This is a genomic window from Acidovorax soli, assembly GCF_014207955.1.
Taxonomy (GTDB): domain Bacteria; phylum Pseudomonadota; class Gammaproteobacteria; order Burkholderiales; family Burkholderiaceae_C; genus Acidovorax; species Acidovorax soli_A.
This window is the reverse complement of sequence record NZ_JACHLK010000006.1, coordinates 128,610-140,103: the sequence shown is the minus strand read 5'-3', so window position 1 is coordinate 140,103 and position 11,494 is coordinate 128,610. Positions and strand designations below refer to the sequence as shown.

Genomic DNA, 11,494 nt, shown 5'->3' with positions numbered 1-11,494 from the left:
CCTACACTCGGGGCATGCTCCGCTGGTTTCTTGTCGTCTTTCTTGCGCTGATGTTCATCAGCTGGCTGTCGCCCATGCTGCGGCGCATCGGCTTTGGCAAGCTGCCGGGGGACCTGCGCTTTCGGTGGCGGGGGCGCGAATGGGACATCCCGCTCGCCTCCACATTGCTGCTGAGCTTTGTTGCCAGCCTGATCGCCAAATTCATCTGAACGCCGTCAGTCCCCTGCTTCCTGCAGGGCTTGCAGGAAGGCCTTGCGCCACCAGTGCACGTCGTATTCGCGGATGCGCGCCATGAGCTTGCCGTGCCGCGCCTGGCGCTCGGCCAGCGGCATCTGCAGCGCCTGCTGGATGCTGTCGGCCGTGCCCTGGGTGTCGTAGGGGTTCACCAGCAGCGCTTCCTTCAATTGCTCGGCGGCCCCCGCAAAGCGCGAGAGCACCAGCACCCCCGGGTCCTCAGGGTCCTGCGCCACCACGTATTCCTTGGCCACCAGGTTCATGCCGTCGCGCAGCGGTGTCACCAGGCCCACGGCCGCGGCGCGGCACAGGCCGGGCACGCGCTTGCGCGCCACCGTGCGGTGGATGTAGCGCACGGGCATCCAGTCGAGCTCGCCATAGTCGCCGTTGACCGATCCGCACAGGCCTTCGAGCTCGTGGCGCAGGTCCGCGTAGGCGTGCACGTCGTCGCGCGAAGGCGAGGCGATCATGATCATCGTGGCGCTGTTGCGGTTCTCGGGGTAGCGGTCGAGCAGCTCGCGGTAGGCGCGCACCCGGTGCGGTATGCCCTTGGAGTAGTCGAGCCGGTCGATGCCCAGCAGCAGGCGCCGGCGCGAGTACTCGTCGCGCATGTTCTCGCAGGTTTCCACGGCGTCAGGTGCCTGCGTGAGCCGCGTGAACTCGTCCACGTCGATGCCGATGGGAAAGGCCTGCACCTGCACCGTGCCGCCAAAGGCACGCAGGCGCTGGGCGCCCACTTCCTCGGCGCTGCCTTCGTTGCGCACATAGCGTGTGAAGTGCGAGACATCGGCCTCGCTCTGCAGGCCCACCAGGTCGTAGGCGAACAGCGATCGCATCAGCCACTCGTGCTGCGGAATGGCCGCCATGATGAGCGGCGGCGGCATGGGGATGTGCAGGAAGAAGCCGATGCGCTGGCGGCAGCCCATGGCGCGCAGTTCGGCGGCCAATGGGATCAGGTGGTAGTCGTGCACCCAGATGGTGTCGTCCTCGCGCAAGAGCGGCAGCAGCTTGCGCGCAAACATCTGGTTCACGCGGCGGTAGCCGGCGACGTAGCTGGCGTTGAAGTCGGCCAGGTCCAGCCGGTAGTGGAACACCGGCCAGAGCACGCTGTTGCTGTAGCCCTGGTAGTAGGCGTCGTGGTCTTCGCGGCACAGGTCCACGGTGGCCAGCGTCACGGGCCCGGCCTGGCGGGTATGGAGTTCGCCCTCGCCAGGCGTGCCACCTTCGACGACGGTGCCGCTCCAGCCGAACCAGAGCCCTCCGGTCTGGTTCAGGGCCTCGCCCAAGGCAACCGCCAGGCCTCCAGCGGCAGGTTTGCGGGGGTCGGCAAGGCGGTTGGAGATGACAACAAGACGGCTCATGCGTCCATCATCTCCACCAGAACCGCGTTCGCTTGTGGGACACGGCCGCAAACCGGGGGTGTGGGGCTCAAATCACGCTGTCCCAGCGGGCCGACAGGCGCACGGCCGCGTTGATCACGCCCACCATCGAGTAGGTCTGCGGAAAGTTGCCCCACATCTCCTGCGTTTCCGGGTGCGTGTCTTCCGACAGCAGGCCCAGCGGGTTGCGCGCAGCCAGCATGGTCTCGAAGATGGCGCGCGCCTCGTCCTTGCGGCCGATGCGCGCCAGCGCATCAATGCGCCAGAAGGTGCAGATGTTGAAGGCCGTCTCGGGCTTGCCGAAGTCGTCGGCCGCCTCGTAACGGCGCATGTAGGGGCCATCGCACAGGCTCTTTTCCATGGCCTCGACGGTGCTCACGAAGCGCGGGTCCCTGGGGTCGATCAGGCCGACCTCGGCCATCAGCAGTACGCTGGCATCGAGCTCGTTGCCGCCGAAGCTTTCGGCAAAGGCCTGGCGCGATTCGCTCCATGATTTGGCGATGATCTCCTCCTGCATGCGCTGCGCGTGGCCGTGCCAGTAGGCGGCGCGGTCGGGCAGGTTCAAGGCCGTGGCGATCTTGGCCAGGCGGTCGCAGGCGGCCCAGCTCATGAGGGCCGAAGAGGTGTGCACGCGCGCACGCGTGCGCAGCTCCCACATGCCGGCGTCGGGCTGGCCGTAGACGCGCACCGCGTTCTCGCCCACCTGTTCGAGCCGCGTGAACTCCCCCAGGCCCGCGCGGTGCAGCAGCCGGTGGTCGTGGAAGGCCTGGGCCGCGCCCAGCACGATGTTGCCGTACACGTCGTGCTGGAAATGCTCGGCCGCCTGGTTGCCCATTCGCACCGGGCCCATGCCGCGGTAGCCTGCGAGCTGCGGCACCAGGGACTCGGGCAGCTCGCGCTCCAGGCCGATGCCGTACAGCGGCTGGATGTGCCCGCTGCCGGCATCTACCACCACATTGCTGAGCCAGCGCAGGTAGTCCTCCATGGTGCCCACTTCGGACAGGCTGTTGAGCGCGCGCACCACGAAGAAGGCGTCGCGCAGCCAGCAGAAGCGGTAGTCCCAGTTGCGCCCGCTGTGGGCCGACTCGGGGATGCTGGTGGTCATGGCCGCCACGATGGCGCCCGTGTCCTCATACAGCGAGAGCTTGAGCGTGATGGCCGCGCGGATCACTGCGTCCTGCCACTCCAGTGGCACGGCCAGGGCCCGGCTCCAGCCGCGCCAGTAGGCGGTGGTCTCCTGCTCGAACAGGCGCGCCGTGTCGGCGATGCCATCGAGCAGGCTCTCGTCGGCGCCCAGGATGAAGTTGTGCTCGCGCGTGAGCACGAAGGGCTGGCCCGAGAGCACGTGCGATACCGGCGCATCGGTGGACAGGCGCAGCGCCATGCTGCCGCCCACATAGCGGATGTGGTTGCTGCCGCGCGTGATCTGTGGTTCGGTCTGGCCCCAGTCGTAGCGCACCTTGATGGCCACGCGGATGCGCGGCGAGCCCTGGATGGGGCGCACCCGGCGCACCAGCGTCATGGGCCGGAAGAAACGCGAGCGGCTGAAGAAGCGCGGCGCGAAGTCGGTGATCTCCACGCCGTGCCCGGCCTTGTCGAACAGCTGGGTGCGCAGGATGGCGGTATTGGGCTCGTACCACTGGTGCGCAGACGCCATGTCCTCGATCTCGATGGCGAAGTGGCTACCGTCCTCGCCCGGCTGCAGCAGGGCATTGAAGACCGGGTCGCCATCGAAGCGCGGCAGGCAGCACCAGACCATGCGGGCCTGGCTGTCGATCAGGGCGCTGATGGCGCAGTTGCCGATCATGCCCAGGTTGAGCGAGCCCTGTTGCGGCGCCACGGCGGCGGTGGGTTGGTCGTGGGTCGTGGTGGTGGTCATCGTGCGCGCTCCCAGGAGGTTCGTGCCGCCGACAGCCAGCCACGCAATGCGGCCGGTGTCATGCAGCGGTGCTGTGCCTGCGTCGGGCCTTCGCCCACCTTGATGCCCCAGCCGCCCAGGGCATGCACGGCGGCAAAGCCGGCTTCATCGGTCACGTCATCACCGGCGAAGACGGGCATGCGGCCCGCAAAGGGCGGCTGCGTCATGAAGTCGGTGATGGCCTGGCCCTTGTCCACGCCACGGGGCTTGGCTTCGAAGACGAACTTGCCTTGCATGAGTTCCAGGCCATGCACCTTGCGCAATGCAATCAGCATGGTCTCGCGGCACAGGTCCTCCAGGTGCGGTGCCAGCCGGTAGTGCAGGGCCACGCTGGCGCGCTTGGGCTCGACCAGCAGCCCGCCGTGCTGCGCGGCCAGTTGCGTGGTGGCCTGGAGCACGGGCTCCAGGTTGGGCGGAGTGATGGCCGGGCGCGATCCGTCGGCCAGCCGGTACTGCGAGCCGTGCTCGCTGGCCAGCGGCAGGCGCAAGGGGTCCAGGAAGTGGTCGATATCGCTCTCGCGCCGGCCCGTGACGATGGCCAGGGCACCATCGAGGTGCGTGCTCAGCGCGGCGAGCGTGGGGACCAGGCCCGAAGAGATGCGCACGGCCTCGGGCCGGGGCGCCATCTCGGTGAGGGTGCCATCGAAATCAAGAAAAAGCGCATGGGCTGTTGTCAGGGAAGGGAGCAGCTGCATGTGGCCGCACCATAGCAGACGGGATAGGCCTCTGCCAGCGAGCCTGAGCGCTTGCGCGGGTACTTGTCGTACGTCCGCGGCAGGCCCGAAAGCCGCTCCAGGCTTGGGCTTGCGCAGGGTGGGGGCTTGCAAAGGCTGTGCTGCGCCCCCATTGTCACAAGATGAAAATGGCCCTTTGTCTTACAGGCAGCCCCACCTGCCCAGCGCACGCTGCAGCGTGCTCCACGGAGATTTTTGCGTGAACGAAGAAGCATCCCCCCACATCGTCTGCCCCCATTGCCACACCACCAACCGTGTCAAGCGGGCGGACTTCTCGAGCGCCCCCGATTGCGGCAGCTGCCACCAGCCCCTGTTCGCCGGCGCGCCGGTGTCGTTGGATGCCGCGTCGTTCGACAAGCATGTGGGCCGCAGCCACCTGCCCGTGGTGGTGGACTTCTGGGCCCCCTGGTGCGGCCCCTGCCTGCAGATGGCGCCGGCCTTCGCGCAGGCCGCCAAAGACCTGGAACCGCAGGTGCAGCTGGCCAAGCTCGATACCGAGGCCCACCAGGCGATTGCGGGGCGCTTTGGCATCCGCAGCATCCCGACCATGATCCTCTTCAAGGAAGGGCGTGAGGCCGCGCGGGTCTCTGGCGCCATGAATGCAGCCGACATCGCGCGCTGGGTGCGCAGCGTGGGCTGACCGGGCTCAGCGGATTCCGAGGATCCGGTCGAGGGAGAGGTTGCCCGCGCCGCGCCCGGCCAGGTAGAAGAGCAGGCCGGCCCACGACAGGTGCGTGGGCCAGGCGTCGGGGTAGACGAAGACCTGGATCACCAGCACCATGCCCAGCAGCGCCAGGGCCGACAGGCGGGTGCACAGGCCCAGCACCAGCAGCACCGGGAACAGGTGCTCGGCCACGGTCGCCATCTGTGCCGCCAGCTCGGGCGGGAGCAGGGGCAGCTTGTACTCCTCGCGGAACAGCAGGTAGGCGCTGTCCGAGATGGTGAACCAGCCCTCGACCTTGGTGCGGGCCGACATCCAGAAGATCGCGGCAATGCCCAGGCGGTTGGCCAGTGCCAGCAGGCTGTGCGGCGTGGCCCATTCCAGCAAACCGGCCAGCCGGGCCAGCGCATGGCGTGGGCCCGAGGCGGGCACCGTGGGCGTGGCATGGGGAAACGAAGAGGTGGTGTTCATGGTGTGTCCTTCTCAGCGGGAATTCGGGGTGGGTGGCAGGCACAGTGCGCCGGCCTGCAGCAGCTGGACCAGGAGCGCGCCCAGGTCGGCGCCGGGATCGGCGGCCAGGGCCTGTTCGGCGGCCTGCCCCAGCGTCTGGCCTGCGGCACAGGTGTTCAGAAAATCCATGCCCGCGCGCTGCAGCGGCCTCCACTGCACGCCGCCCGCGGGCCGGGTGAGCAGGGCGCCATCACCCTGCCAGGGCAGCTCGGCATCCATGGCGTCGCCGTTGCGCTGGCGTTGCCAGAGCGTGCAGGCCGGGTGGTCTTCGCTCCAGGTCCAGCGGGCCGCGGGGTGGGGCACCAGGTGCATGCCCGCCAGGGCGTCCGGTGCCTGGGCGGCCAGCCACGCGGCATCCAGCGCCGGGGCGTCGGCGGCCAGGTGGCTCTCGGTCCAGCAGCGGTCCAGGTGGGCCACGCCGGGCAGGTAGGGCAGGTCTGCCGCGGGCGCGAAGCGCTGCAGGAAGTGGGCGAAGCCTTCGCCATAGGCCATCAGGCGCGCATCGCGCGGGGGCTGTTCCTGCACGAAGACAGCGGCCGCCGCGCGCAACCAGTCTTCGCCGACCATGCCGCCCACCGTGGGGTAGTTGGCCAGCAGGGCGTCGATGCAGCCCTTGTACACCGTGTTGCGGTACACCGCGAAGCCCGGCTGGGCCTGCAGGGCGGCCAGCCATTCCGGCGCCTCGGCGTGGGGCGCCGACAGCGGCATCAGCGCATTCGCGAGGCCCTCCTGGAAGTGGCTCAGTTGCATGGCAAGGCCTCCAGATCTGCATGCGCCTGCGCACGTTCGTCGCGCAGCACGTCGAACGCGGGCAACTGGTCGTCGCGTTCGATCAAGGTGGGCACCGGGCCGGTGCGCTCGATCACGCGCCGGTACAGTGCCCACACGGCATCGGCCACGGGGGCATCATGGCTGTCGATCAGAAGGGCATTGCCCAGCGCGGGGTCGGCCTGGTGGCCGGCCAGGTGGATCTCGGCCACCGCATGCAGGGGGAAGGCGTCCAGGTAGTCCTCTGCGCGGGTGCCCAGGTTGTGGGCGCTCACATGGACGTTGTTCACGTCCAGCAGCAATTGGCAGCCGGTGCGGCGCACCAACTCGGCCAGGAAGTCGGTCTCGGCCCAGTCGTGGCCGTTGAAGTGCAAATAGTGCGTGGGGTTCTCGATGGCGATGGGCCGCCCCAGCACCTCCTGCGTGCGCCCGATGTTGGCCGCCACGCGCGCCAGGGCCGCGTGGGTGCGCGGAAACGGCAGCAGGTCGGGCAGGTAGCGGCCGCGCCAGGTGGACCAGGCCAGGTGCTCTGAGACGATCGCCGGCTCGATGCGCCGCGCCAGGGCCGCCAACCGGGCCAGGTGCGCCTCGTCGGGCGGCGCGTCGGCCGCCAGCGAGAGCGATACACCATGCAGTGCCACCGGATGCCGGGCGCGGATGGCCTCCAGCCAGGCCAGGCGGGGGCCGCCATCGGCCAGGTAGTTCTCGGGGTGCACCTCCCACCACAGGCCGGGGTCCGTGCAGTGAAGGGCCTGTTCGTAGTGCGCGGGCTTGAGCCCCAGGCCGGCGGTGAGGTGCGGTGCCATGGCGGGCTACCTGGCGGATCAGCTCTTCATCGGGGTGAGCGAGCCCATGCCCTTGGGGGTCTTGATCGATGCGCAGGTGCCGGCCGGCACGAACTTCCAGGCATTCGCCTGGTAGTCCACCTTGGAGGTGCCTGCACAGGTGGTGCCGGCGCCGGCCGCACAGTCGTTCTTGCCGGCCAGGGAGACGCCATAGCACTTTTCCATGGCGGGCTTGGCGGCTTCGGCGGGTTTGTTGGTCTGGGCCAGGGCGGCGCCGGATGCGAGGGCGGCAAGGGCCAGGGCGCCGAGGCTGAGGGAAGAACGTGCGGTCATGTCGGGATCTCCGTTGGGCTGAGGGGGTTGTGGAACAGACCGGAGGGACTGCAGCTGCGAATGCGCTGCGGCCACCGATCTGCGCTGTAATTCGCACTGGTGGAGTGCCGGGTTACACCGCCGGCAAAAAAATCCAGACAAAAAGAAAATTGGCATCCGCTGTAACCCGTGGGCCCCGCAATGCGAATACCGGTGAGGGAGAACGCATGGAGATCGAAGAGCGACTGCGCAGCCTGCTGCTGCTGGGACTGGACGCCGATGCGGCGGCCTACCAACGGTTCCTCAAGGAGCTGAGTGCCCACCTGCGCGCCTTTCTGCGCCGCCGGTTGGCGCAGCGGCCCGATGAGGTGGAGGACCTGGTGCAGGAGACCTTGCTGGCGGTGCACAACCAGCGCCATACCTACCGGACCGACATGCCGGTGACGGCCTGGGTGCATGCGATTGCGCGCTACAAGCTCATCGATTGGCTGCGCTCGCACCGGGTGAAAGAGGCGCTCAACGATCCGCTGGACGATGCCAACGAGCTGTTCTCCAGCAGCGACAGCGAGGCGGCCCAGGCCCGGCGCGATCTGGGGAAGTTGCTGGAGACGCTGCCCGATCGGCAGCGCCTGCCCATCCAGCATGTGAAGCTGGAAGGGCTGTCGGTGGTGGAGACGGCGCAGCTCACGGGGCTGTCGGAATCGGCAGTCAAAGTCGGCGTGCACCGGGGCCTCAAGGCCCTGGCCGCCAAGATCAGGGGAATGGCATGAAAACCGATGAATTGATCCAATTGCTGGCCACCGATGCCGGCCCGGTGCAGGCCCAGGCCATCGAGCGCCGTTTTGCGCTGGCCTGCCTCGCGGGCATGGCCGGGGCAGGTGTGCTGATGATGGCGGTGTTCGGGGTGCGCCATGACCTGGCGCAGACCCTGGTGCTGCCCATGTTCTGGACCAAGCTGGTGTTTGCCGCGGCACTGGCCCTGGCCGGCCTGGCGCTGCTGCGGCGCATGGCACGCCCCGGCATGGCCGTGGGCCACGCCGCGGCGCTGGTGGCCGTACCGCCGCTGGTGCTGTGGGCCATGGCAGGGGGGGCGCTGTCGCAGGCCGACCCTGGCGAGCGGATGGCCCTGGTGCTGGGCAGCACATGGCGCACCTGCCCCTTCAACATCGCGCTGCTTTCCGTGCCGGCCTTCGTCGCAGGTTTCTGGGCGCTCAGGGGCGCCGCTCCCACGCAGCTGGCCTGGGCCGGTGCCGGGGCGGGCCTGTTGGCGGGGGCGTTGGGCGCGCTGGTCTATGCCCTGCACTGCCCCGAGATGGCCTCGCCTTTCATCGCCGTCTGGTACCTGGCCGGCATGGCGCTGCCCACGGCGCTGGGCGCCCTGCTCGGGCCCCGCCTGCTGCGCTGGTAGCGGCTCAGCGGGCCGGGTGGGCCGACAGCCACTGGGCCACGGCCTCCACCCGGGCCTGGTGGATCAGATCGCCCACCTGCGGGCCCGACAGGCCCTTGGCGGCGGCCTTGGCCGCGATCTCGCGCGTGACCACCGACTGCGCGGCCGCGAGCACGCCCAGCAGGCGCGGGCGTTGGGGGTAGGCGTTCTCCTCCATGCCCAACCGGCCGCGTGCATCGCACTCGCAGGCCAGCAGGATCTCGGGCATGCGCCCGGGCTTGCGCAGCGCGTCGCAGCGTTCCAGCAGGCGCACCAGCGGCGCGGCGGCGAGCTCGCCGCTGCGGTGGATGTTGCCATGCTCGCGCGCCACCACGTCGGCGATCTCGCGGCAGTCCACGGGCACGCGCAGGCGCTCGGCCACGTCCTGCAGCAGCTCGGCGCTGCGCCGTTCGTGGTCGATGTGGCGCGGCAGCACATCGGCCGGTGTCGTGCCCTTGCCCAGGTCGTGCGCCAGGCAGGCAAAGCGCACGGTGAGCGGAGCGTCGAGCCGCGCCGCCATGTCCAGCACCATCATCAGGTGGACGCCGGTGTCCACCTCGGGGTGGTGCTCGGCGCGCTGGGGCACGCCCCACAGGCGCGCCACCTCGGGCAGCAATACCTGCAAGGCCCCGCAGTCGCGCAGCACCTCGAACATGCGCGAGGGTTTGGCTTCCATCAGCCCGCGCGCCAGCTCCTGCCACACGCGCTCGGGCACCAGGTGGTCCACTTCGCCTTCGGCCACCATCTGGCGCATCAGCGCCATGGTTTCGGGCGCCACGGTGAAATCGGTGAAGCGCGCAGCAAAGCGTGCCAGGCGCAGGATGCGCACCGGGTCTTCGCGGAAGGCCTCGGTCACATGGCGCAGCACGCGCGCCTGCAGGTCCTGCTGGCCGCCGTAGGGGTCGACCAGGGTGTCCGGCGCATCGGGACTCCGGGCGATGGCGTTGATGGTCAGGTCGCGGCGCGAGAGATCCTCCTCCAGCGTCACTGCGGGTGAGTTGTCCACCACAAAGCCGCGGTAGCCGCGCCCGCTCTTGCGCTCGGTGCGTGCCAGCGCATACTCCTCGCGTGTCCCGGGGTGCAGAAAGACCGGAAAATCCCTGCCCACGGGCAGGTAGCCACCCGCGAGCATCTGCTCGGGCGTGGCACCCACCACGACCCAGTCGTGGTCATTCACGGGGCGCCCGAGCAGCGCGTCGCGCACTGCGCCCCCTACCATGTAGATTTGCATGGCGGCAGTGTAGGGGAGCTGCGGCGAAAGCCGTATAGTGCGCGCCTCACCAGCCCACGGTCGGCACCATGTCCATTTCTTCGTCCCTCACCATTGCACAGTTGAACCCGGACGGCAGCGTGCCCGTGCCCACGCCGCCCGATGCGGCCGCGAACGCCGCGGCCGAGGCCCTGCGGCGCGAAGCGCAGTTCGAGGCGATGCAGGCGCAACTCGAATCCTTGCAAGAGATCCTGGCCAAGCCGCTCAGCGAAATCCTGGCCGACCGCGACAAGTTCAAGGAGACCGCCGCGGCCTGGGATTCCTATGGCGCCATGTGGATGCTGTCGCAGCGCGCCATGAAGCGTGTGGCGCTGGACCTGGCGGCGCAGCAGGGTGTGGGCGAGGAGGAAGTCGTGGCGCGCGCCATGCGCCATGCCAATGCGGTGCTCAATGGCGATGGCGAGGACCTGGGCGGCATCGTTGCCGAGGCCCAGTTGGCGCACATTGCGCGCCACCGGGCCTTGTTGCGCAAGCAGTTTCGTTAGGAAAACACCGGCCGGAAGAAGCTGCGCTCGTAGCTGATGATGCAGCCCGTCTCTTCCGCATAGCGGAAGGCCGCCTGGCACTCGGCATCTTCCATGGAGCGCTGGCGGTAGACCTCGTAGCTCGCCAGGCTCTCGAAGGTGAACAGCGCCAGCGCGATGTTGTTGGCGCCCTCGCTGGGCATGAAGTAGCCGTGGTGCTGGCCGCCGAATTTCTCGACCAGCGGGATCCACAGCTTGCCATAGTGCTCGAATTCCTTGAGCTTGGAGGTGTTGAGCACGTAGCGCAGGTAGATGGTGACGGCCATGCGCTGCTCCTCAAACATGGCGCAGGCGGTAGGGTTCCTCGAAGTCGAGGAAATCCTTCTCGGCCAGGGCGTCGTCGATCCAGGCCTTCACGCCGGGCAGGGCGCGCACGCGCTGCACGTAGGCGGCGATCTGCGGTGGCACCGGCAGGCCGTAGCTGTGCAGGCGCATGCACACGGGGGCGAAATAGGCATCGGCCACGGTGAACTCGCCGAACAGCAGCGGGCCGCCGTGTTCCGCGAGCAGGGCGCTCCACATGTCCACCAGGCGCTGCACGTCGGCGCGCACACCGGCCTTGTCGCGCCAGATCAGGGCGCCGGTGGCGGCCAGGTCGGCCTCGATGTTCATCGGGCAGTTGCTGCGCAGGGCGGTGAAGCCGCTGTGCATCTCGGCACAGACGCTGCGGGCACGGGCACGCGCCTGGGCGCTGGCGGGCCAGAGCTTCTTGTCGGGGTGGGTCTCGGCGACATATTCGGCAATGGCCAGGGTGTCCCAGACCACCAGGTCGCCGTCCACCAGCACGGGCACCTTGCCCGTGGGGCTCACGGGGCCGATGGCGCGCTTGAATTCGGAGTCGGCTTCGAAGCTGTCGAAGCGCACGCGCACTTCGTCGAATGCGATGCCCGCCTGGCGCAGCAGCACCCAGGGGCGCATGGACCACGAGGAGTAATTCTTGTTACCGATATAGAGCTTTGGCATGGGTGGCACT

15 protein-coding genes are annotated in these 11,494 nt (G+C 68.8%); 5 read left to right on the top strand and 10 right to left on the bottom strand.

From position 1 onward, the window contains the following. The first annotated feature begins 14 nt into the window (after window positions 1-14). Window positions 15-209 (top strand): DUF2905 domain-containing protein, encoded by a 195-nt coding sequence (locus HNP48_RS16410; RefSeq protein ID WP_184858876.1) that lies wholly within the window; start codon window positions 15-17, stop codon window positions 207-209. A gap of 6 nt (window positions 210-215) precedes the next feature. Here HNP48_RS16410 and otsA read toward each other — a convergent pair whose 3' ends face one another. The 3 genes from otsA to otsB form a co-directional block, all read right to left on the bottom strand. Further along, entirely contained in the window at window positions 216-1,595 is a 1,380-nt protein-coding gene (gene otsA / locus HNP48_RS16405) for an alpha,alpha-trehalose-phosphate synthase (UDP-forming) (RefSeq protein WP_184858874.1), read from the bottom strand. Between the two features lie 67 nt (window positions 1,596-1,662). Continuing rightward, the gene (locus HNP48_RS16400) at window positions 1,663-3,492 is read right to left on the bottom strand and encodes a glycoside hydrolase family 15 protein (protein WP_184858872.1); all 1,830 of its coding nucleotides are present in this window, start codon (window positions 3,490-3,492) and stop codon (window positions 1,663-1,665) included. After that, on the bottom strand, window positions 3,489-4,226 hold the full coding sequence (gene otsB / locus HNP48_RS16395) for a trehalose-phosphatase (RefSeq protein WP_184858870.1): 738 nt from the start codon (window positions 4,224-4,226) through the stop codon (window positions 3,489-3,491). Before otsB ends, HNP48_RS16400 begins: the two co-directional genes overlap by 4 nt. A gap of 238 nt (window positions 4,227-4,464) precedes the next feature. Here otsB and trxC point away from each other — a divergent pair, with 238 nt between their 5' ends. Continuing rightward, window positions 4,465-4,905 (top strand): thioredoxin TrxC, encoded by a 441-nt coding sequence (trxC, locus tag HNP48_RS16390; RefSeq protein ID WP_184858868.1) that lies wholly within the window; start codon window positions 4,465-4,467, stop codon window positions 4,903-4,905. 6 nt (window positions 4,906-4,911) lie between these two features. On the opposite strand, the gene HNP48_RS16385 is transcribed toward trxC, so the two are convergent. The 4 genes from HNP48_RS16385 to HNP48_RS16370 are packed head-to-tail and all read right to left on the bottom strand — an operon-like array spanning window position 4,912 to window position 7,322. After that, on the bottom strand, window positions 4,912-5,397 hold the full coding sequence (locus HNP48_RS16385) for a DoxX family protein (RefSeq protein ID WP_184858865.1): 486 nt from the start codon (window positions 5,395-5,397) through the stop codon (window positions 4,912-4,914). Window positions 5,398-5,409: 12 nt separating this feature from the next. Then, a complete protein-coding gene (locus HNP48_RS16380) occupies window positions 5,410-6,186 on the bottom strand; it encodes a DNA-binding domain-containing protein (RefSeq protein ID WP_184858864.1) in 777 nt (258 codons plus the stop codon). Then, window positions 6,177-7,010, bottom strand: coding sequence for a DUF692 domain-containing protein (locus HNP48_RS16375; RefSeq protein WP_184858862.1), 834 nt, complete (start codon window positions 7,008-7,010; stop codon window positions 6,177-6,179). The genes HNP48_RS16380 and HNP48_RS16375 overlap by 10 nt, the downstream gene beginning before the upstream one ends. 18 nt (window positions 7,011-7,028) lie before the next feature. After that, window positions 7,029-7,322 carry a DUF2282 domain-containing protein gene (locus HNP48_RS16370; RefSeq protein WP_184858859.1) on the bottom strand — a complete coding sequence of 98 codons (294 nt, stop codon included), beginning with the start codon at window positions 7,320-7,322 and terminating at the stop codon, window positions 7,029-7,031. Between the two features lie 206 nt (window positions 7,323-7,528). Here HNP48_RS16370 and HNP48_RS16365 point away from each other — a divergent pair, with 206 nt between their 5' ends. Then, on the top strand, window positions 7,529-8,071 hold the full coding sequence (locus HNP48_RS16365) for a sigma-70 family RNA polymerase sigma factor (protein ID WP_184858857.1): 543 nt from the start codon (window positions 7,529-7,531) through the stop codon (window positions 8,069-8,071). Further along, a complete protein-coding gene (locus HNP48_RS16360) occupies window positions 8,068-8,709 on the top strand; it encodes an NrsF family protein (RefSeq protein ID WP_184858855.1) in 642 nt (213 codons plus the stop codon). The genes HNP48_RS16365 and HNP48_RS16360 overlap by 4 nt, the downstream gene beginning before the upstream one ends. 4 nt (window positions 8,710-8,713) lie before the next feature. On the opposite strand, the gene HNP48_RS16355 is transcribed toward HNP48_RS16360, so the two are convergent. Continuing rightward, complete coding sequence (locus HNP48_RS16355; RefSeq protein ID WP_184858853.1) at window positions 8,714-9,958, bottom strand: multifunctional CCA addition/repair protein; 1,245 nt, start codon at window positions 9,956-9,958, stop codon at window positions 8,714-8,716. Between the two features lie 68 nt (window positions 9,959-10,026). Here HNP48_RS16355 and HNP48_RS16350 point away from each other — a divergent pair, with 68 nt between their 5' ends. Further along, window positions 10,027-10,482, top strand: a complete 456-nt coding sequence (locus HNP48_RS16350) for a hypothetical protein (RefSeq protein WP_184858851.1) — start codon at window positions 10,027-10,029, stop codon at window positions 10,480-10,482. On the opposite strand, the gene HNP48_RS16345 is transcribed toward HNP48_RS16350, so the two are convergent. Both HNP48_RS16345 and HNP48_RS16340 read right to left on the bottom strand, forming a co-directional pair. Continuing rightward, complete coding sequence (locus HNP48_RS16345) at window positions 10,479-10,787, bottom strand: NIPSNAP family protein (protein WP_184858849.1); 309 nt, start codon at window positions 10,785-10,787, stop codon at window positions 10,479-10,481. The two genes, HNP48_RS16350 and HNP48_RS16345, sit on opposite strands and share 4 nt — an antisense overlap. Window positions 10,788-10,797: 10 nt before the next feature. Then, complete coding sequence (locus HNP48_RS16340) at window positions 10,798-11,484, bottom strand: glutathione S-transferase family protein (protein WP_184858847.1); 687 nt, start codon at window positions 11,482-11,484, stop codon at window positions 10,798-10,800. Window positions 11,485-11,494: the final 10 nt, after the last annotated feature.

Coding starts and splice junctions, on each gene's coding strand:
- HNP48_RS16410 (WP_184858876.1), top strand. CDS start 15: ATGCTCCGCTGGTTTCTTGTCGTCTTTCTTGCGCTGATGTTCATCAGC.
- otsA (WP_184858874.1), bottom strand. CDS start 1,595: ATGAGCCGTCTTGTTGTCATCTCCAACCGCCTTGCCGACCCCCGCAAA.
- HNP48_RS16400 (WP_184858872.1), bottom strand. CDS start 3,492: ATGACCACCACCACGACCCACGACCAACCCACCGCCGCCGTGGCGCCG.
- otsB (WP_184858870.1), bottom strand. CDS start 4,226: ATGCAGCTGCTCCCTTCCCTGACAACAGCCCATGCGCTTTTTCTTGAT.
- HNP48_RS16385 (WP_184858865.1), bottom strand. CDS start 5,397: ATGAACACCACCTCTTCGTTTCCCCATGCCACGCCCACGGTGCCCGCC.
- HNP48_RS16380 (WP_184858864.1), bottom strand. CDS start 6,186: ATGCAACTGAGCCACTTCCAGGAGGGCCTCGCGAATGCGCTGATGCCG.
- HNP48_RS16375 (WP_184858862.1), bottom strand. CDS start 7,010: ATGGCACCGCACCTCACCGCCGGCCTGGGGCTCAAGCCCGCGCACTAC.
- HNP48_RS16370 (WP_184858859.1), bottom strand. CDS start 7,322: ATGACCGCACGTTCTTCCCTCAGCCTCGGCGCCCTGGCCCTTGCCGCC.
- HNP48_RS16365 (WP_184858857.1), top strand. CDS start 7,529: ATGGAGATCGAAGAGCGACTGCGCAGCCTGCTGCTGCTGGGACTGGAC.
- HNP48_RS16360 (WP_184858855.1), top strand. CDS start 8,068: ATGAAAACCGATGAATTGATCCAATTGCTGGCCACCGATGCCGGCCCG.
- HNP48_RS16355 (WP_184858853.1), bottom strand. CDS start 9,958: ATGCAAATCTACATGGTAGGGGGCGCAGTGCGCGACGCGCTGCTCGGG.
- HNP48_RS16350 (WP_184858851.1), top strand. CDS start 10,027: ATGTCCATTTCTTCGTCCCTCACCATTGCACAGTTGAACCCGGACGGC.
- HNP48_RS16345 (WP_184858849.1), bottom strand. CDS start 10,787: ATGGCCGTCACCATCTACCTGCGCTACGTGCTCAACACCTCCAAGCTC.
- HNP48_RS16340 (WP_184858847.1), bottom strand. CDS start 11,484: ATGCCAAAGCTCTATATCGGTAACAAGAATTACTCCTCGTGGTCCATG.